At 71.0% G+C, this 18,673-nt stretch carries 19 protein-coding genes and 1 pseudogene; 8 read left to right on the top strand and 12 right to left on the bottom strand.

Annotated features, from left to right (window positions below):
* The first annotated feature begins 5 nt into the window (after window positions 1-5).
* Window positions 6-890, top strand: coding sequence for an LLM class flavin-dependent oxidoreductase (locus tag ACIRRS_RS00210; protein ID WP_402962494.1), 885 nt, complete (start codon window positions 6-8; stop codon window positions 888-890).
* A 438-nt stretch (window positions 891-1,328) separates the two neighbouring features.
* On the opposite strand, the gene ACIRRS_RS00205 is transcribed toward ACIRRS_RS00210, so the two are convergent.
* Window positions 1,329-1,631, bottom strand: coding sequence for a hypothetical protein (locus tag ACIRRS_RS00205; protein WP_402962491.1), 303 nt, complete (start codon window positions 1,629-1,631; stop codon window positions 1,329-1,331).
* Between the two features lie 70 nt (window positions 1,632-1,701).
* Between ACIRRS_RS00205 and ACIRRS_RS00200 the strand changes: the two genes are divergently transcribed.
* The 4 genes from ACIRRS_RS00200 to ACIRRS_RS00185 all read left to right on the top strand — a co-directional run bounded on the left by ACIRRS_RS00200 (window position 1,702) and on the right by ACIRRS_RS00185 (window position 6,246).
* The gene (locus tag ACIRRS_RS00200; RefSeq protein ID WP_402962488.1) at window positions 1,702-2,289 is read left to right on the top strand and encodes a hypothetical protein; all 588 of its coding nucleotides are present in this window, start codon (window positions 1,702-1,704) and stop codon (window positions 2,287-2,289) included.
* A gap of 121 nt (window positions 2,290-2,410) precedes the next feature.
* On the top strand, window positions 2,411-2,800 hold the full coding sequence (locus ACIRRS_RS00195) for a hypothetical protein (RefSeq protein ID WP_402962485.1): 390 nt from the start codon (window positions 2,411-2,413) through the stop codon (window positions 2,798-2,800).
* Window positions 2,776-3,813: a hypothetical protein gene (locus ACIRRS_RS00190; RefSeq protein WP_402962482.1), complete on the top strand. Its 1,038-nt coding sequence runs from the start codon at window positions 2,776-2,778 to the stop codon at window positions 3,811-3,813. The genes ACIRRS_RS00195 and ACIRRS_RS00190 overlap by 25 nt, the downstream gene beginning before the upstream one ends.
* A 195-nt stretch (window positions 3,814-4,008) precedes the next feature.
* Entirely contained in the window at window positions 4,009-6,246 is a 2,238-nt protein-coding gene (locus tag ACIRRS_RS00185) for a serine/threonine-protein kinase (protein ID WP_402962479.1), read from the top strand.
* A 306-nt stretch (window positions 6,247-6,552) separates the two neighbouring features.
* Here ACIRRS_RS00185 and ACIRRS_RS00180 read toward each other — a convergent pair whose 3' ends face one another.
* Entirely contained in the window at window positions 6,553-6,975 is a 423-nt protein-coding gene (locus ACIRRS_RS00180) for a DUF5959 family protein (protein ID WP_402963521.1), read from the bottom strand.
* 231 nt (window positions 6,976-7,206) lie between these two features.
* Here ACIRRS_RS00180 and ACIRRS_RS00175 point away from each other — a divergent pair, with 231 nt between their 5' ends.
* A complete protein-coding gene (locus ACIRRS_RS00175; protein ID WP_402962477.1) occupies window positions 7,207-7,584 on the top strand; it encodes a beta/gamma crystallin domain-containing protein in 378 nt (125 codons plus the stop codon).
* A 137-nt stretch (window positions 7,585-7,721) separates the two neighbouring features.
* Here ACIRRS_RS00175 and ACIRRS_RS00170 read toward each other — a convergent pair whose 3' ends face one another.
* The 3 genes from ACIRRS_RS00170 to ACIRRS_RS00160 form a co-directional block, all read right to left on the bottom strand.
* Entirely contained in the window at window positions 7,722-7,940 is a 219-nt protein-coding gene (locus tag ACIRRS_RS00170) for a PQQ-binding-like beta-propeller repeat protein (protein ID WP_402962474.1), read from the bottom strand.
* A 54-nt stretch (window positions 7,941-7,994) separates the two neighbouring features.
* On the bottom strand, window positions 7,995-8,423 hold the full coding sequence (locus ACIRRS_RS00165) for a DUF5959 family protein (RefSeq protein WP_402962472.1): 429 nt from the start codon (window positions 8,421-8,423) through the stop codon (window positions 7,995-7,997).
* Between the two features lie 253 nt (window positions 8,424-8,676).
* A complete protein-coding gene (locus tag ACIRRS_RS00160) occupies window positions 8,677-9,021 on the bottom strand; it encodes a hypothetical protein (protein WP_402962469.1) in 345 nt (114 codons plus the stop codon).
* A 157-nt stretch (window positions 9,022-9,178) separates the two neighbouring features.
* Between ACIRRS_RS00160 and ACIRRS_RS00155 the strand changes: the two are divergent.
* Window positions 9,179-9,565 (top strand): annotated as a pseudogene (locus ACIRRS_RS00155) (IS701 family transposase); the annotation flags it as partial.
* Here ACIRRS_RS00155 and ACIRRS_RS00150 read toward each other — a convergent pair.
* From ACIRRS_RS00150 to ACIRRS_RS00140, 3 genes are all read right to left on the bottom strand, one after another.
* Window positions 9,518-10,015, bottom strand: a complete 498-nt coding sequence (locus tag ACIRRS_RS00150) for a DUF6000 family protein (protein WP_402962467.1) — start codon at window positions 10,013-10,015, stop codon at window positions 9,518-9,520. The pseudogene ACIRRS_RS00155 and the gene ACIRRS_RS00150 sit on opposite strands and share 48 nt — an antisense overlap.
* Window positions 10,016-10,499: 484 nt before the next feature.
* Entirely contained in the window at window positions 10,500-11,006 is a 507-nt protein-coding gene (locus tag ACIRRS_RS00145) for a hypothetical protein (RefSeq protein WP_402962464.1), read from the bottom strand.
* 635 nt (window positions 11,007-11,641) lie between these two features.
* A complete protein-coding gene (locus ACIRRS_RS00140) occupies window positions 11,642-12,586 on the bottom strand; it encodes a pirin family protein (protein WP_402962462.1) in 945 nt (314 codons plus the stop codon).
* Window positions 12,587-12,684: 98 nt separating this feature from the next.
* On the opposite strand from ACIRRS_RS00140, the gene ACIRRS_RS00135 reads away from it, so the two are divergent.
* Window positions 12,685-13,173 (top strand): carboxymuconolactone decarboxylase family protein, encoded by a 489-nt coding sequence (locus ACIRRS_RS00135; RefSeq protein ID WP_402962459.1) that lies wholly within the window; start codon window positions 12,685-12,687, stop codon window positions 13,171-13,173.
* Between the two features lie 39 nt (window positions 13,174-13,212).
* Here the strand turns inward: ACIRRS_RS00135 and ACIRRS_RS00130 are convergent, their stop codons facing one another.
* From ACIRRS_RS00130 to ACIRRS_RS00115, 4 genes are all read right to left on the bottom strand, one after another.
* Window positions 13,213-14,163 (bottom strand): SDR family NAD(P)-dependent oxidoreductase, encoded by a 951-nt coding sequence (locus ACIRRS_RS00130; protein ID WP_402962457.1) that lies wholly within the window; start codon window positions 14,161-14,163, stop codon window positions 13,213-13,215.
* A gap of 127 nt (window positions 14,164-14,290) precedes the next feature.
* Window positions 14,291-14,596, bottom strand: a complete 306-nt coding sequence (locus ACIRRS_RS00125) for an antibiotic biosynthesis monooxygenase family protein (RefSeq protein ID WP_402962454.1) — start codon at window positions 14,594-14,596, stop codon at window positions 14,291-14,293.
* Window positions 14,597-14,606: 10 nt separating this feature from the next.
* Window positions 14,607-15,635, bottom strand: a complete 1,029-nt coding sequence (locus tag ACIRRS_RS00120; protein ID WP_402962452.1) for a hypothetical protein — start codon at window positions 15,633-15,635, stop codon at window positions 14,607-14,609.
* 121 nt (window positions 15,636-15,756) lie between these two features.
* A complete protein-coding gene (locus tag ACIRRS_RS00115; RefSeq protein WP_402962449.1) occupies window positions 15,757-18,480 on the bottom strand; it encodes a DUF6493 family protein in 2,724 nt (907 codons plus the stop codon).
* Between the last annotated feature and the right edge of the window lie 193 nt (window positions 18,481-18,673).

Genomic DNA, 18,673 nt, shown 5'->3' with positions numbered 1-18,673 from the left:
GGCGCATGCGCCTCAGCACCGTGATCCTCCCTGTCCACCGGTGGAGTGAGGGACAGAAGCTCTGGCGGCGGGCCGAGGAACTCGGTTTCCACGCCGCCTACACCTATGACCACCTGTCCTGGGAGTCGTTCCGCGAGGAGCCCTGGTTCGGTGCCGTCCCGACGCTCACGGCCGCCGCCACCGCCACCGAACGCATCCGCCTCGGGCCTCTCGTCACCAGTCCCAACTTCCGCCACCCCGTGTCCCTCGCACAGGAGTTGACGGCGCTCGACGACATAGCGGGCGGGCGGCTGACGGTCGGTGTCGGCGCCGGGGGCACGGGCTTCGACGCCCAGGTCCTCGGCGGCGGGGCCTGGACGTCGAGGCAACGGGCCGACCGTTTCGCCGAGTTCGTACCCCTGCTGGACGAACTGCTGCGCCGGGACGCGACGACGCGGGCCGGCCGCCACTGCACGGCAGTCGAGGCCCGCAGCGTCCCCGGCCGCCTCCAGCGTCCGCGCGTGCCGTTCTGCGTGGCGGCGACCGGCCCGCGCGGACTGAGGACGGCGGCACGGTACGGCCAGGGGTGGGTCACATGCGGGGACCCGGCCGACCCGGACGTTCCGGCGGCCCGGGCCCCGGGTGTCGTGGCAGCGCAGGCGGCGGCGCTGGCCGCCGCCTGTGAGGCTGAGGGGCGCGACCCGGGCTCGCTCGACAAGCTGCTCGTCCAGGGCTTCACCGGTGAACGCCCGCTCGCGTCACTCGACGCCTTCGTCCAATGGGCGGGTACGTACCGGGAGTTGGGGATCACCGAGCTGGTCGTGCACTGGCCGGTCCCGGACTCGCCCTTCGCGGCCGATCCCACCGTGTTCGAGCAGATCGCCACCGAGGGACTGGCACAACTGGACTGAGGGGTTGGCGTGGACTCGCGCGATGCACAGGGGCGCCTCCTGGAAGGCGAACTCCGTTGCAATCGTGGAGTGTTCGGAACCGTCGGCCCTCACGACGAGCTGCGACAGGACGGGCCCAAGGCGCGCGGCGACGGCTGGGTCAGCCCGGCTGGGTTCCGGTCGTCCCGGTCGGTGGTGAAGTCGCACGGGGCCGGTGAGGTCGCGAAGTTGGTCGAGGGCGCGGGAGTTCGCCGCGAGAAGGTACCCGGACTCGACTTGACACAGGGTATTGATGAAGGTGTGCCGGAGAGTCCGGCCCGCTCGCTGGGCAATTTCTCCAACAACACCGGTCAGAGAAGCGGCCAGTAGCAGGTCAAGGTAGGTCTCTGTCTTCCCGCCTCCGGTTGGAACATACAGCTTGGTGATCCCGGTGTTGTTCGCCTGGAAGCGTGGAGAGACCTATCCGAGGTCGTGGTGGGCGGCGAGCACCGTTGCGACCACGTGATGAATATCCAGGTCCAGGACGTCTTGCAGGAAGTCATAGATGCGTTGAACATCCTGGGTAACGCGGGCGAAGGTCTCTCCAAGCCCCTGGGGGTCGCCGCCGGGCACTGCTCCGGTGGGACGTGGCTCGCCCCACAACTCGAACGGGCGCGCCGCGCTGATGGGGAGTTCGCGCTGCTCCTTCACCCGCAACTGTGCTGCGGCCTGGACTGACTGCATGGCACCGGACTTGATGCCGTCCAGCTCGATCGGCTGCATGGGCGCACTCTACTCCGTGACTGGTTGGCGAGGTGCCGAGCTTCGGGAGGACGGCGCGTAGTAGGGGATCATGGGTGGTGGCGCGGGGGCGCACCACGAAGGACCTGCGCCCACGCCTCGCCCTACCAAGGCGCAGCGCGCCGCCATCGCCCGGCGGCGCGCCAATGGCGTCGAACTGCGCCTCGCCGGCCCTGACCCGCTGACGGTCGGCCGCAAGCTTGCCGCCGACCCGGCCGTCAACACCGACCGCGTCGCCTACCCGTGCGGGTACGGGCACGAGCTGTACTCCCGGGGTCGTCCAAGCCCGGACGACGAGACGCTGATCCGTTCAGTCAACCGGGACGTCGGCGCGGCCCTGGAGCACCGGATCAGTTCCTCGCAGGACGACACCGAGGAACCTCGGGCACTCCACGAGGCCCGCCTCGACCGGTTGTTCATGGTCGCCTACCGCAAGGCCGTACGGGACGGCGAACTCCCCGCAATCGACCGGGCGTTGCGCATCATGGAGCGCCAGGACAAGCTGCGCGGGATCAGCCTGCCGCCGCGGGTGGAGATCACCGGCCAGGACGGCGGGCCGATCGAGGTCGAGGTCACCGCCGACGAACTTGCCCGGCTCATCGCGATCACCGACCCGGCCGGCGCCGGGGGACAGGAGTGAGTGCCCGGGCAGGCCTGGTCGAGCAGTACGGCGACTGCCCGCCGACCGGCGTCGGGAGATCGCCCGGTGGGCGACGCCGAAGCTCCGGGCCCAACTCGCCGAGGTCGAGCGCGAGATAGCGATGCGGCACTCGCCCGGTTCGCTGGCCGCCCTGCTCACCGACGGGCGGGAGATGCAGGCCGCGCACTTGGACCTGATCGACGACGCGTTCCGCCGGATCGCCGCCGGGGAGTCGATCCGGCTGCTGCTCACCATGCCGCCCCGGCACGGCAAGTCGCGAAGGGCCGCACGGTGGGCGCCGCTGTGGTACCTGCTGCAGCGCCCGGACCACCGGGTGATGATCGCCTCGTACTCCTCCGACCTCGCGGATGACCACGGCCGGTGGATCAGGGACGCGATCACGACGTGGGGCGAACAGCTCGGCCTGTACCTGCACCCGGGGTCGAAGGCGGCGAACAGGTTCGACATCCTCTCGAAGGAGGCGGCATGTTCGCGGCCGGCGGCGGTCTGACCGGCAAGGGCGCGAACCTCGCCATCATCGACGACCCGATCAAGGACGCCGCCGACGCCCAAAGCCCGACGATGCGGCGCAGGTTGTGGGAGTGGTGGCAGGCCGTCCTCCTCACCCGCGTCGAGCCCGGCGGCAGCGTGATCGTCATCCAGACCCGCTGGGACGAGGACGATCTCGCCGGACGCATCCTCACGGGGGAGACCGCCTCCGACTGGACGATCATCGACCTGCCCGCTGTCGCGGACAGCCCGGGCGACGCCCTCGGCCGGAAGATCGGCGAACTGCTGTGGCCTGCCCGGTACGGGCGCAAGGCACTGGCGGCGATCCGGCGCGCCGTCGGCGAGCGGGTGTGGTGGTCGCTGTACATGCAGAAGCCCCGCCCGGAGGAGGGCGGGGCGTGGAAGCGCGGGTGGATCGACACCGCCAGGGTCACCCCCGTGCAGTTCGGCGGCCTGGAGATGGCCAGGATCGTCGTCGCCGTCGACCCCTCCGGCGGCGACAGCGAGGTCAACGACGAGACCGGCATCATCGGTCTGGCCGCCGACTTCAACGAGGAGCTGTACGTCCTCGCGGACGAGTCCGGCACCCTCGGCCCCAACGACTGGGGCCTGCGGGCCTGCCAACTGGCGCTCGACCTCCAGGCCGACGCCATCGTGGTGGAGGCGAACTACGGCGGGGCGATGGCCAAGACGATCGTCAGGCAGGCCTGGGAGCAGCTGGCCAGGGAGGGCCGGACCCGCGGCGTGCTGATGCCGATGCTGCTGGAGGTCAACGCCAAGGTCGGCAAACGCCTGAGGGCCGAACCGGTGGCCCAGCTGTACGAGCAGGGCCGCGTCCACCACGTCGGGCACTTCCCGGAACTGGAAGGGCAGATGGTGACGTGGGTGGCGACGATGGACTCCCCGGACCGGATGGACGCCGCCGTGCACGGGCTGACCGAGCTGGCCGACCCGGATCAGCTGGCGGCGCTTGCACAGGGTGTGGACGACAACCGGCTCGCCGGGTGCCGGTGACCTCTGGCCGTGGGGTCGACGGCCTCGCGGTCGTCAGTGCCGCCCTCGGCAGATGCGGAGCGGGGCGTGCTTCGGAGTCCGCGTGTCGTTTCGGACGTTGATGGTGCCGGTCGCCGTTCCGGAGGTTACCTCCTGGTACGTTCTGTAGGCTTCCGGCCCAACTGATGTTTCGTCAATTCCCTTAGGGGGCAAGACATGGGGCCGCTTTCCGCGCCGGGTCGACTTGTCGGCGGGAGGTACCGGCTCGACCGCCCGCTGGGTGCCGGGGGCATGGGGCAGGTGTGGGCCGCTCGGGACGAGGTGCTGAACATCGATGTGGCGATCAAGGAACTGCAGCTCGACGAGGGCGGCTCCGAAGGAGGGCACGAGGAGGCAGTCGCCCGCGCGATCGCGGAAGCGCGTCACGCGGCCGCTCTGCGCGACCACCCGAACATCGTTGCCGTGCACGACGTGGTCACCGAGGACGGTGGCCCGTGGACGGTGATGCGCCTGGTGCGCGGCCGCTCCCTGGCCCAGGAGCTGCGCAGCCGCAGAGTGCTGCCGGTCGAAGAGGCGGCCGGGATCGCCGGAGGCGTGCTGCGCGCGCTCGCGGCGGCGCACCGGATCGGGATCATCCACCGGGACGTCAAGCCCTCGAACATCATGCTCGCGGATGACGGCACCGTGCTGCTCACCGACTTCGGCATCGCGAAGAACCACGCCGACACCAAGCTGACGGCCACCGGCTCCTTCGTCGGCTCGCTGGAGTACGTCGCGCCCGAGCGGTTCGACGGAGGCCGGGACACCCCGGCCGTCGACGTGTTCAGCCTGGGGGTGACGCTGTACGAAATGCTGGAGGGGATATCGCCGTTCCGGCGCGACACGGCGGTGGCCATCATGGCCGCGATCACGCTGGGAGAGGTTCCCCCGCCACTTCGGGCCGGTCGGCTGGCGCCGCTGCTCGCCGCTCTGCTGGCCAAGGCGCCGGAGGCGCGGCCGGACGCGGTGCGGGCGCTGGCCTTCCTCGGGGACGGGGTCGGGCAGGGGGCGGCCTACCGTCCGGCGGAGGGCCGGTCGGTGGGGCCCGACGGTGCGGTCGCGGCGTATCCGCCGACCGTGCCCGATGGCGAGGTTGTACCCCACCCGCCCACCGTGCCCGACGGTGCGGTCGTCCCCAGCCCCGTCCAGCGGGGAACAGCAAGGAGCCGCCGGAGGTCGTTGATCGCGATCGGCACCGCGACGGCGGTGGCGGCCGCGGGGCTGTCCTGGGCCCTGCTCCGCCAGAGCGACGGCGACTGCTTGGCCAGGGCCGCCACGGCGCAGCCACAGGTGGGTGCGGATGCGGCCATAGCCGGTACACAGGCAGGCTCGGCGGTGGTCAATGCCGAGCACATCAGCTTCTACTCGGCGGCGGACGGTGGCCCGATGAAGGAGTTCTATTACGACACCACATTCAAGCGGTGGCAGTGGGATCCCGCGTACACCATTGAGAAGGGCGGAACGGCGCTGGTCCCGTCCGTTGCCAAGGGGACGCAGCCGGTTGCTGTCTCTCACGGCGGGATCACCAGGGTGTACGTGGTGGATGGTGCAGGACATCTGCTGGAGGTGAGCCTGCGGAAGATCGGCGAGAGCTGGGACGCGTACGACCTCACCGGGGACAACAAGGCGCCGGTGTCGAACAGCACTCCTGCGGTAGTGGTTCGTGGCCAGAGGGTCAGTGTCTTCACCGTCGACCGGGACACCAAGCGCCTGAAGGAGACGTACCTGATGGACGGCCCGGAGCAGCACTGGATGACCCAGGACCTGCCCAGGACGGATCCCGGGATACCGGTCGATCCGAACGTGGCGCCGGCGGCGGTCTACGACCCACTGACTGGTACGACCCGGATCTACACGGTGGACGCCGACGGCGGCCTCCGGGAGTGGAACAGCGGGGCCAGGGGCGACGCGTGGTCCAGCACCCGCCTGTCCGACACGGTTCACCGGCCTGCGGCCGGGACGGCGCCGACGGTGGCGGTCTTCCAGGGGGTCACCTTGCTGTTCACGGTGGACAAGGAGGACGGCCACCTGTGGGCCGCGCGCTCGGATAAGGCGTCGGGCGGCATGGTTACGGCGCCGAGCAGCGTTGATCTGACGGCGGCGTGCGGGATCACCTCGGCGGAGACGCCGACCGTGCTTGTGCGCAGCGCCGGTGTCAGCGTCTTCGCTGTCGACCGTGGCAGCCGGCACCTCCAGGTGACGAGCCTGGGGGATCCCCGCGGCCTGTGGAGCCGCAGGCAGGACCTGTTCGAGTCACCGGTCGGGTGTCCGCCGGTGGCCTCCGGCACGCGCCCGACGGCCTTGGCGGAAGGAAGCGGCGCCCGTGTGGCGGTGGACGTCGTCGGCGACGGCAAGTGGTACGTGACTGACGACGGCGGCAACTGGGCCGCGAGGAAGCCGGTCAACGGTGGGTGAAGCCGTACCGCTTCCCTCGGACCGGCGGGCAGGTGGAGGCGATCGTTCGTTCTGAACTGGCCTACGGAGGGAGGGTGAGACGTCCTCGGCCATGGGCGCAGCCCGCCGGGAAAACCGAAATGAGGCGGAGCCCGACGTAGGGTGAAGGCTGACAGGCATGTCGTCGCCGCCCAGTGCCCCTCAGAAGCACGATGTTCTCGTCGAGACGCTGACGGTCGTGCGGCGCGGGGCGGCGCTGGCCAGCGGGATGGGCGGCAGGGGCGACCCGTAGGATCGGCCGCCTCTGCCGGTGAAGGTCATGGCAGGTCAGACCTGCTGCGGCTGGTACTCCTCGGCCAGGACCTCGGCGATCCGCCGGGCCCGGCGGGCGATCGACTCGGGCAGGTGCCCGAAGTTCTCCTCCGGGGCCGCCTCCGAGTGGGCGTAGCGTAGCCCGTAGAGCACGGCTTCCACGTCGCCGTAGAAGTCCGGGGCGGTCGGGCCCGGGTCCAGGACAACGAGGTTCGCGACGACGCTCATTGGGGTGCGGTCGCACGGGCGGCCGAGCAAGCTGTCCAGGTATTCCCGTGCACCCGGGGAGTCGGCGGAACGCTGCTTCTGGTGGGTGAGCTGGATGAAGATCGACGGCCCTCTGCTCATCTCCATCCAGGCGATATCTTCGCCGGCGTCGAGCCTGTCCAGCGCGTTCGCCCAGCTTTCCAGCTTCGAGACGTACAACGCGAGGTCGATGTGGCGGCGCGGGGATTGTGATTCCCCGTATTTGTCAGGGATTTGCCGGGAATTGCTCTTTGCGGAAGTGGAGAGTCCTCCTCTTTGTACGGTCCATAGGTGAACGAAGTTGGCCGAGAATGCCCTCCCGTTCGATATGTCATGTACGCGACGGTTGATTCGGGTTCCGGGGAAAGCGACGGGACCCGACCATGCGCCCGAATACGGAGAAGCAGCGAGAAGGAGAGCTCCATGAGCCTGTCCACGCGCCGTACCCTCGGCGTCGCCGCCGTCGCGGCCGCCGCCCTGCTGGCCGCCGCCGCACCCGCCCTGGCCGCGCCGACCACGGCCGACAGCCTGTCCATCAACCGTACGGACTGCAACCAGCGGGACTACCTGGAAATCCACAACGGCGACGGCCGCGAAACCCTGTGCTTCGCGAACGCCGGCGAGGTCCCCGTCGCCATCTACGGCGTGAACTGGGTCCAGTCCGGGAACAACACGGTGACGTTCCAGTTCCAGCGCAATCTCGACGACCCGCGACTGGAAAGCGTGACCCTCAACAAGTGGAGCCAGTGGAACCCGGGCCAGCCGTCCATCCACAAGATCATCTGGATCAAGATCTACTGACGACCGGGAACCCCCGGACACCCGGCACGCCCGGGATGACCGCACAGGCATGAGAACGGAGTGGGAAGTCGGGCCGGCCGACTTCCCACTCCGCGCGTCACCCAGCCAGGCCCCATCCGGTCAGGCCCCGGGCGCCCTCACGCCGACGGGAGCGCGCCCAGCGCGTGCAGCCCGCTGCCGCTGCCCCGGAACACCGCCGAACCGGCGGCCGCCACGGGCACCCGGGCGTATTCGTCGTTGGTCCCCACGTACACGCCGCCGTCCGCGGCGGCCAGCGAACTCACCCCGCGCCCCAGGCCGACCGGCACCTCGGCCGTCCAGCGGGTGTCGCCGGTGGCCGCGTCGACGACATCCACGCAGCCTTCCTGTCCCTCGGCTGTGCGCTCATCTGCCGGCGGCGGCTTGTCTCCCTACCCTGACAGCAACGGCACCCAGTAGTTCATCGCCCGGTGCAGGCGTTGCCGGTGGTCGGCAATCCAGTCGTCCGGCGGAACGAGCGGGACGCGCACGGTGACCATGGACCCCGACTCGTCCTCAACGACCACCTCCGGGCAGTCACGCTCGCCCGTGAGCTGGATGAAGATCGACGGCCCTCTGCTCATCTCCATCCAGGCGACATCTTCGCCGGCGTCGAGCCTGTCCAGCGCGTTCGCCCAGCTTTCCAGCTTCGAGACGGACAACGCGAGGTCGATGCGGCCGGCCACGAAGGGCGTCTTGACGACGATCTCGGCGTCGAGGCCAGCACTCCAGCTGGCGCTCGGTCCCAGAACGTTGACGGTGACGCCGTTCCCCTCGTCATCAGCGAGGGAGATGAGCTCCCGCGGAGCACTGTCGCCCATAACTGCCCTTTCATCGGCGAGTACTGAGACATCCTCGCCCGATCGGGGGCATCCCTCACCTCATTTTGTTAGGAGCTCTTAGCGCCGGTTGCCGTTCCGATGTTCCTTAATACTCCAGCGGTAGATCGTGATCTTGGCGAGTGCTCGGGGGTGGCTGGTAGTCACCTCCGACGGGAGTCGGTGTCGGGCTGACCTGGCCAGCGATGGTGCACTGCGGCTGCTTGCCGGACAGCTGAGCCGTGGTCGGCGTTGCTCACCCGTCGATGGGCGGCCGGGCTTCCAGCGCTTCTGCCTGCTGGAACATGGCATTGGCCTTGTCGTCCCAGTCCGGCCCGAAGGACAGGAGGTCTGCGGCGGCTTCGCGGTGGAGTGCCGGGTCGTCCGGGCGCTGGAGGCAGGCCAGCCGGAACGCCAGGTTCCGGGCCCAGACGGGAAGTCCCATCCAGTCGTCCGAGAGCACTTGGTGCACTGCGTCGAGGATCTCGTCTGGGCCGGCGAAGGTGATCGTCTCGATGAATGTCCGCTCGGCGTCGCCGATCGCGATCGCGCTGCTTTCGCCTGCCAGGAGCGCGCGCGTGGCAGAGGGGAGGTCCGACATGGCGTGGTGTCTCTCCTCAGATCTTCGGCTGGTGTCGCGGGCCGTGGCTCGTGATCTCGCCGATCGGGGCCGGGCGGGGACATGGGTGCGGCCACCGTTGATCATCAGTGTGTGAAGACAAACGATCAGGCGGTGGCCGCAGGTCACACCGTAGACCCTGCCCGTCGGCCACCGCGCCCCCTGGGTAGTCGGCGACGAGGTCTACGGCGGCAACCCGAAACTGCGCACCGCCCTGGAGGAACGTGGCACCGGGTATGTGCTGGCGGTGGCCCGCTCCCATGAAGTCACCACCCAGGCGGGGAAGTTCCGCGCGGACACCCTGGCCAAGAAGCTCCCCAAGCGGGCCTGGCAGAAGCTGTCCGCCGGGACTGGAGCCAAGGGGCAGCGTTTCTACGACTGGGCGGTGATCGACCTGCCCGACCCCCAACTGGGCCACCGTCACCTGCTCATCCACCGCAACCGCACCACCGGCGAACTCGCCTACTACCGCTGCTACTCAAGCGTCCCAGGGCCCGCACCATGCGTCGATCGCTGCTCCGGAGCTGTCCGCCCAGGCGGTCGCGGTCCCGCGCGTATGCGGAAGCGCATCGACCCAGCGCTCCCAGAGGCCGTCCGGAGAAGCGAATCGCTCGGCGTGACGTGTGCCCAACTGGGAATCCATTCTCATGAGAGCCCCAAGGGCGGGTTCCTGGCCATACCGGCATTCCAACTGTGGAAGATAACGGTTCAAATAGGACACAAGGATGTCTGCATCGTCCTGGCCGCCGAACCGAGCGAGCGCAAAGCAGTAGCCCTGACCTGCATAGGTGAGTTCGCTGGCCAGGAGGAGGTCCCCGATGCGTTCGCGCCATTCAACCCGCCGGGCGACACCAACCAACCGCGCTGCGGTCAGTCGGGAACGCCATTCATATCCAAGGAGTGCCCTGATCTCCTGGTCGCTCGCCTGGAGAGAATCGGCTTGCAGCGAGTCTACGAAGGCAGCTCTCGCCTCCACTCCAAGGCGGAGGAAATTACCCCCAGCAGTTCGAGGTATCGCCGTTCGCCAGCGACATACCGGGCCACGACGTGCCCCTGGCCGACTTCCTGAGGATGCTGCATGCTCATCGCCGCATCATGACCTACCCAGGAGACACCCCCACCAGCGGGGCCCCAGAAGCTCCGGTCCATAGTTTCAGAGAATCCGAGTCGCTGATCACCTGGGCCGCGATCACCCTGATGGCCAGGCGCATCACCCAGCGGTAGTCCAAACGCTCGGGACAACCGGCCTCCCGCGAAGCCCAGCGGGACTGATCGTTCTCACGGTCACCGCCACCACCCTGGCCTGGTCCCGCCCACGGCGCCGTCCAGTAGCCACTCTGCCGCGGTCCCGACCCCGCGTCAGCCCGCCGAGTCAGGGAGGTTTGGGAAGCCGCCCGCAAGAACACTCGGCGACGAGCAGACGGCGGCTTGGTCACCGTGCTGCTCGTCGGCCCGCGCTGTCAGTTTCTGCCCGGTAGCGTCATTCCGTCCTGCAGGTACGGTCCTGTCGAGGTGCCCGGGGCGCAGATCACGAAGGGCCTCATGTTCTCAGCCAGGCTGCCCCAGTTCTTCGCCCGCACAATCCATTCTCGGCCGACGGCGTACATGAAGTCAGGGTTGACGTTGCCCGTTGTGTTTGTCCCCATGCCGCCACCCGTGGGTACCTGGCCTTCTGGGCAATCGACGCTGGTGCCTGTTTCCTGCCCGGGGGGAATCGAGATGTTGTCGCCGAATACGTACTGGTAGTTGACGGCTGCCTGAGCGGCCCTCTTTTCGGTGGCGGGTTCATGGTGGTCCTGGGCGAAGGCCAGAGTGGAGCCAAGCGCAAGAGCACCCAGCACCAACGCGGGAACGCGGAGTCGTTTCATGATGACCTTTCGGACGGCCGATGTGTCGGACGTCCAATTTCCTTCGGCCGGCTCCTCCATCCCCTGGTTCACACCAACGTCGCAAGCAGAAACGATCACTCGCTATCCACCCGAGTGAACGGGCGGCGCGGGTAGTCCGAAGCGGGCTGGCTAGCACCGCCGTCCCCGGTATCCGCCTCATCGGCCGCGATCTCAAACTCGCGCAAATGCACCGGACCTTTTAGACACAGGTACTCAGCCTGTGAGGCTCGTGCATCGTGGCGGGCTGATCGGGTGGCCTGGGGCAGCGTGGGGACTCCACGGCGGTGAGCCTCCTGCGTCGGCGAGGGCTACGTACTCCAGTGTGACGGGGGCGGAGACCTTGATCGGCGGGTCGACGATGCCCGAGAGAGCCCGGCCGGCGGTGACGCCGGGGGCGGGCTACAGCGACTGGACGTGTTCGGTGCTCGCCCATGCCTCCCCGGTTGCCGGTTCGCTTGTGTGTCCGCAGGCGGGTCTCGCTCCAGGTTTCGTTGAACGGGTTTCTGCGTTTGTGTGACCTCCTCGATGCCTGATGGGTCGTCATATGAGTCAGCAAAAAGTCAGCATCGATCCGACCGGAGACTGTCACATCTGCCCATACGTGCGAACCGACTGGAGCTCCGCCACCCTGCCGCCCCGGTCTTCCAGGCGGCCGGACGTTCGTGCCCCGGGGAGCGGCGGTACCTATCGGTGCGGGGCTGCGTTCTTGCAGGTCAGCGCACGCGTCCGCGCGGCTTCAGGGGGATCGACGGGAGCTCCGGGGCCGGGAGGCGGTCGCCCGGGTAGCCGTGCACTTCGCCGAAACGGGAGCCCTTCTCCCAGTCAAGCCGTGCTTGTGCGATCTCCTCGCCGGATCGGGCGATGAAGTTCCACCACATGACGATCTGTTCGTCGAAGGGGGTGCCGCCGAGGAGGATGGCGCGGGCCGGGGTGGGGGAGGGGTTGGTGAGGGTGAGGGTGGGGCGGCCGGGGGTGGCGTAGGCGAGGTGGGCGGCGGGGACGGGGGTGCCTGCGAGGTGGGGTTCGCCGTGGTCGACGAGGAGGGCGTGCTCGTAGGAGGGGTCGACGTCGAGGGTGACGGTGGCGTGGGGGGCGAGGGTGAGCTCGGCGCCGAGGAGGGGGGTGAAGGTGGGGACGGGGGAGGTGTCCCCGGCGAGGGTGCCGAGGAAGACGCGGGCCTCGCCGCCGCCTTCGAGGGGGACGGGGTGGGGGGTGTGGTGGTGGAAGTCCCGTGCGGTGTCGCGGTGTTGCTCGGGGAGGGCGACCCAGAGCTGGACGCCGTGGAGCTGAGTGGTGGCCGGGGTGGAGACCTCGGAGTGGCAGATGCCGTGGCCGGCCGTCATCAGGTTGATCTCGCCGGGGCGCACGTAGGCGTGGACGCCGAGGCTGTCGCGGTGCTCGATCTCGCCGCTGAAGAGCCAGCTGACGGTCTGCAGGCCGATGTGCGGGTGCGGGGCGACGTCCATGCCGCCGCTGCGGGAGACGTCGTCGGGGCCGTAGTGGTCGACGAAGCACCAGGCGCCGATCAGGCTGCGGGAGCGCTGGGGGAGGGTGCGGCGGACGGTCATCGCGCGGGGGCCGCCGAGGGGCACGTCCCGGGGCGTGAGGATCTCGATGGCCTCGGTGGGCTCTATGGTGAGGTCGCCGGGGGTGCTCATCGCCGGTGTGTCCTTCCGCCTGCAGATCGTTCGAGTTTCAACTATTATGCACGGGCAGGCTGACCGGTGGAAGCAATCCAGTCGTGGAGGAGCGGTTCGTGGACGAGGTGACGGTGGTCCCGGCGAAGTGGCGGGTGTTCATCGACAAGCAGACCCCGGGAGCCTACAAGGCCCTGCTGGCCGCCGCCGAGGCGGCGCGGACGGCGGCGGCCGAGGCCGGGCTGGACCGGGTGCTCGTCGAGCTCGTCAACCTGCGGGTGTCGCAGATCAACGGCTGCGCCTTCTGTCTGGACGTCCACACCCGCGCCGCGCTGCGGGCCGGGGAGACCACCCAGCGGCTCGGGGTGCTGGCGGCCTGGCGGGACACCGAGGTGTTCACGGCGCGGGAGCGGGCGGCCCTGGAGCTGGCGGAGGCGACCACCTCGCCCGCCGACGCGGCGCTGCAGGAGTCCGCGTACGCCGTGGCGCGCGAGGTGCTGACGGAGGACGAGCTGTCGGCGGCGATCTGGGTCGCGATCACGATCAACTCCTTCAACCGGGTGTCGATCCTGAGCAAGCACCCGGTGAGGCGCCCGGCCTCCCACTGACCGTCAGGGGCGTCAGTGGCGGCGGGGGCATCAGGGGCCTCAGCGGGAGGGTACCGGGTCGACACCGGTGAGGCCGCAACTGGCCTCCCAGAGGTGCGCGGCGGCCACGGTGTCCGCGAGGTGGGCCCACACCGGCTCGCGCCGGGGCCTGCCGCGCAGGCCGAGGACGCGCGGCGCCCACAGGTCCCCTCCCCGGACGGCCGGGTCGAGGACGGCTCGCACCGCCGGCCACGCGCCCGCGTCCTTGCCCTGGACGAAGGCGCCGGCGGGAGCCGCGCGCAGGTGGGCGCCCGGTGTGCGGGTGTGCACGGGCGGGCGCGAGGGGGTGAGGCCGTCCAGGGCGCCGCCGGGATGGACCACGATGCTCGCGACCGTGCTGTCGGCGGCCCGCAGGCGGCGGTCGAGTTCGAGCCCGAAGTGCATCTGGGCCAGCTTGGACCGTCCGTAGGTGCGCTTGGGGCGGTAGCCGTCCCGGGACTGCAGGTCGTTCAGGTCCAGGCGCTCGGACTTCGCGGCGAAGCTGCCCATGGTGACGATGCGACCCGCCGGTGCGGCTTCGAGGAGGGGCATCAGCCACCGGGCCAGCGCGAAGTGGCCGAGGTGGTTCGTGCCGAACATCAACTCGTGGCCGTCGGCGGTCTCCTGGCGCGGCGGGTCGTCCAGCGCGACCCCGGCGTTGAGGACGACGGCGTCGAGGGACGCCGTTCCCAGGGACTCGGCGACGGTCGTGAGCGAGGACAGGTCGGCGAGATCCATCCGCACGGCGCGGACGCGGGCGTCGGGCACACGGGCGCGGACGGAGGCGAGGGCCGCCTCCGCCCTCGCGAGGCTCCGGCTGCCCAGGACGACGGTCGCTCCGGTGGTGGACAGCTGCTCGGCGACGAAGTAGCCGATGCCCGCGTTGCCGCCGGTGACGAGGACGGTGCTGCCGTCCGCACGCGGCAGGTGGCGGTGGTTCCAGGGGGTGGTGGGTGGTGCGACGGGCGGCACGGGCGGGGGCTCCTCTGCGGCAGGGCCGCCCGTGGTCGAGCGGTCTGCCGTCGAGGCTCGCAGGCGCTGCCGTCGGATCACCTGCAGCTCACCGGCAGCTCGCCCGCACATCGCTGACGGCACGGTCTCAGGCGGTCAGCAGCGGTTCCCCGTAGTGCTCGACCGTGGGGAACGGCGCGTAGAAGTGGTGCAGCAGGGCCCGCCACTGCTCGTACTCGGCGGAGCGGCGGAAGCCCTCGGTGTGGTCGGCCAGCGTCTCCCACTCCACCTGGAGCAGGAACCGCGAACCGCCGCCCTCGTCCAGGCACCGCCGCAACTCCAGGGAGCGGAAACCCTTCTGGACGGAGATCAACGGCCGGGCCTGCGCGAAGGCGGCGAGGAACTCCTCCTCCCGCCCGGGCAGGACATCGAGCAGCGCGCTTTCGAGGATCATGGAACGCAGCTTAGAGGGGCTTGCCCGCCCGGATCAGCGGCGCGTGGCTCTCGTCCGGGAAGCAGAGGTGGACGGTGCCCTGCGGGTCGGCGGGGTAGGAGTGGTCGAGCTTCCAGCCCTGTTCGGCGGCCACCCGGAGGAGGGCGGCGGCGCCCGCGCCCCGGAAGTGCCGGGGGTGGACGCGGACACGGCGCAGGAAGGGGCCCGCCGGGTCGGACCGGTAGACGTCCGCCTTGCGCTCCCGGGTCAGCTCGGCCCGGAGACGTCTCGTCAGGTACCGGCGCAGGTGGCGGACGTACGCCTCGGGGCTGCGGCGCAGCTCCAGGAAGCGCACCCGGGGCAGGAAGGGGAGCGTGAGCAGCGGCAGCAGGATGCGGGCCCGCATCGGGCCCCAGGGCGTCCCTGCGGCGGGTGGCGGGCCGGACAGGTCGGGGACGCCGTGGTGCCTCGGGGGCGGGATGAGGCGGAAGAAGTGCAGGTCCCCCTCTGCGAGCCTGCTCTTCTCCCAGTCCACGGACCAGCCGTGGCGCCGGGCCAGCTGCTCGACCTCCGTCGGGGCCAGGCCTCGGTAGTCGCGGCGGCTCAGGCCCGTGACCGCCCGGCGCACGCCGCCGGGCGGTAGTTCGAAGGGCGCCCAGCCGCTGGACTTCCGGGCGGAGTCGAAGCGACTCACCAGCAGCGCCTCGGTGAAGGGCTCCCACTCCTCGGGCCGACCGTTCCACTCGATGCGCAGCCGGCGCCACGAGATCCCGGTCGCCGCCACCCCGCCGAGGGCCCCGCCCGGACCTCCGCCGCCCGACACGGGGGTGCCTCCGCCGGCGTCGGAGGACGCCCAGAGCAGGAGGACCGCGAAGCCGAGCACCAGCAGGAACCCCAGCGGGATGTAGAGGAACTGCAGGACGAACTGTGCCGCCAGGCCGACCCGCGAGCGCCGCGGAGCCACCTGGTCGGCGGGCGCCGTGGACGTCGTGGACGCCGTGGACGTCGTCGGTGGGCGGGCCGGGAGCGGAGCCTGTCTGCCGTATCCGTCTGATGGCATGGCTGTCGGCATAGGTTCCCCGTCCCCCCGGTCGTGTGGCCTTGGGAGCTTCTCTGCCCGCTCGGTGCGATGTCAACCCTGGGGTTCTCCGGCCGAGTTCGGGCCCGGGGCGCTCCGGGCGTCACGGGGTGAGGAGCAGGCCCAGCCGGGCGGCCTCCGTTCGGACGCGCGGTGGGGTTGGCGCGGCGGTGAGGGTGTCGAGGGCAGGCAGGGAGGTGTGGATGCCGTTGGCCGCTGCGCAGGTGGCGGCCGTGGACAGGAGGTTGGCCAGGCCCCGGAGGGCGGGGGTGGGGGCGAGTTCGGTGACGAGGGCGGCCAGGACCTCCCAGGCGGGGAGGGCGGCGTCGGCGAGGACGGGCAGGAAGCGGTCCGGCTTGGCGATCGTCAGCCGCCACAGCGCCGCTGTCCAGTGGCCGAGGAGGGCGGGGCGCAGCCGGCCCCGGGCGTGGAGGGTGAGCAGGGCGTCGAGCGCGGCGGTACGGCCCTCGGGGCGGGAGGCCGTCAGGCCGTAGGCGAGCAGAAGGTGGGACACGGACGCCTGCTCACCGGGGAGTTCCGCGAGGAGGGGGAGCAGGGGGTTGGGGGCGCGGTTCGCGGAGGCGTCCGCCTGGTGGGCCAGGGAGGGGAGGGCGTGCGAGGCGACCGTCTCCGGGTGCCAGGGGGCCGTCCAGGGCAGGTGGGCGAGTTCGCCGGGCGTCAGCGTGCGGGCGAAGCGGTGGGTGTCCGCCGGGTCGGGGAGCGCGTGGAGCAGGCCGGTGACACCTGCGGGGGTGGGCCTGGGCGCGCGGACGTACGGGGCGATGCGCGGGATCGTCGGAGGCGTCCAGGTCCACGTGAACTGGCCCTCCTGCTCGGGTTGCTCCGGCCGTTGGGTGTGGAAGGCGTCCGGGGTGGGAGGCGGGGTGTCGGAGGGCAGGTCGCAGCCGAACTCGGCGGCCGCTGTGCGGGCGGCCGGCAGGGCGTGCGGGGGCAGCCGGAGCAGGGCCTGGGCGAGGTCGGCGGGCCAGGGGCGCGCCCCGGCGGCCCGGTGCGCCGCGAGGCGGTCGGCGAAGGTTGCCGGATCGAGAGCGCCGTCGGCGGTGGTCGGGGTGGCGAGCAGGAGCGGTACGGGCGCGTCGGTGATCCGGGAGGCGGCCTCCAGCACGCGCAGCGCGGGGATCGCGGCCGGGGTCCGGAGGTGGGCGGGCCGGTCGAGGATCCCGGCCGTGAACCCGTCCGCCCGGAGCTCGGGGTCGGCCAGTGCCTCCAGCAGGCAGTCGAGTGCCCCGTCGACCCGGCCGGCCTCCCAGCCCATCACCGGTTCCCCGTCGCGGTGCGCGACGAGCGGGGCGAGGGCGGAGCGCAGGGCGGTCGCGTCGCGGTGGTGCTCGGCGACGAGGGCGGCGAACACCACCTCGAACTCGCCCGGGTCGGGCGCACGGTCGGCGAGTACGGCTCCCAGCCGTTCGGCGAGCTCGTACGGGCCCGGGGGAGCGGCGGGGAGTGAGCCTTCGTCCGTCCGCAGGGTGACGGCTTGCGGTTCGGGTGCCGGAGCCGGGGCGGCCAGCAGGCGGTGGGCCTCGGGCCGGAGGGCCGGGTCGAGGGCGGAGGCGGCGGCGCGCAGGGCCTCCGCCGTGGCCGGGGCGAGGCCGGGCAGGTACTGGGCGGAGAGGCGCAGAGCGCGTTCCTGAACGGCTGGGGCGGGGTGGGCGAAGGCCACGCCGACGGCGGGCAGCAGCTCGCCCGCCACGGCGGGGTCGCGGCGCAGAGCGGCGGCGGAACGGCTGAGCTGGGTGGTGGCGAGGCCCTTCTCCGGGCGGGACAGGACCGCCGCCGTCAGCTCGACGAGCACCTCGACGGGGAGCAGGTCATCGACGGCGGCCAGCGCGGCCTGGGCGGACTTGGCGGCGGTCGGTGCTCCGTCGGCGGCCAGCCGCACGTGGTCCCGGGCGCGGGCGAGGACCTCCTCGGGGCCGAGGGCCAACGCCGCGTACAGCTGGAGGAATCCGCGCAGGTTCCCGGGACGGTCCCCGCGCAGGAGCTTGCCGAGGCAGAGGTCGATCAACTCGCCGCGGTCGAGCAGGCCCTCGCCCGCGAGCGCGGTGAGCGCCGTCGGCCAGGCGTTCTCCGGCTCGAACCCGGGGTCGGAGAAGTAGGTGAACTCGGTGCCGACGTCGGGCACTTCGAACAGCCGGCGGACGAACTCCCCGAGCCGGGGCTGGACACGGAGCCAGGCGAGCAGGCTGCCGTGGTGCGGCACGGGCTCGCGCAGGCGCTGCTCGGCGAACCACTCGCCGATCTCGAGGTGGAAGGAGGAACGCATCAGGTGGCCCTCGCGGACCCAGCCGATCACGTACCCGTCGGTCGCCGGGGGCTCGGCGCCCGACCAGACGGCGAGGCCGTGCGCGAGGAGCCAGCGGGAGCGGTCGCCCCGGGCGGGCAGCCACTCGGCGAGCCGGACGGCGAGTTCGCGGTGGAACGCATTCTCGCGGTGCGGCGGGAGCAGGGCCAGCAGGAGGGCGTGGTCGTCCGCGTTGGTGGAACCGCCGCCGGGCTTGGGCCAGGTGACGTCGAGGAGTCTGCGGGCCGTCAGCCAGTCCAGCGCCTGGGCGGCCGTCCCGGCGGAGAAGACCCCGGCGAACTGCAGCGCGGCGAGCTGGTCGTACGCGGCGACGTACCGGCCGGTGTCCTCCGAGGAGAGCTCGCGCACGAGTTCCGTGCGGAGCTTGCGCAGCGGCACGCGGACATGGCCCAACTCGGCGGCGGGCACGCCGGAGAGCCGCTCGACGACCCCCTGGGGCACCCGCGCGGCGATGAGCGCCCGCAGCTCCTCCCAGCTGATCGCCTCGTTCCTGAGATCCGTCATGGTCGCCTTCTCCGCCCGGTCCGGTTGACGTTCGTGAACATAGCGCCCTCCACTGACAACCGGACCGGCAGGTGCCCGGGGGTGCGGTCGGCCAACTGACCGTCAGGGGGGTTTGGGGGCCGCTGTCTCGTCCGTGCGGCGTACGCGGGGGTCGGCAAGAGGTCGGAGAGGCGCCTCCTCCCGGCGACGGATG

The sequence above is a fragment of the Kitasatospora sp. NPDC101183 genome, assembly GCF_044767945.1.
Classification (GTDB): domain Bacteria; phylum Actinomycetota; class Actinomycetes; order Streptomycetales; family Streptomycetaceae; genus Kitasatospora.
This window is presented reverse-complemented; position numbering and strand designations above follow the sequence as displayed.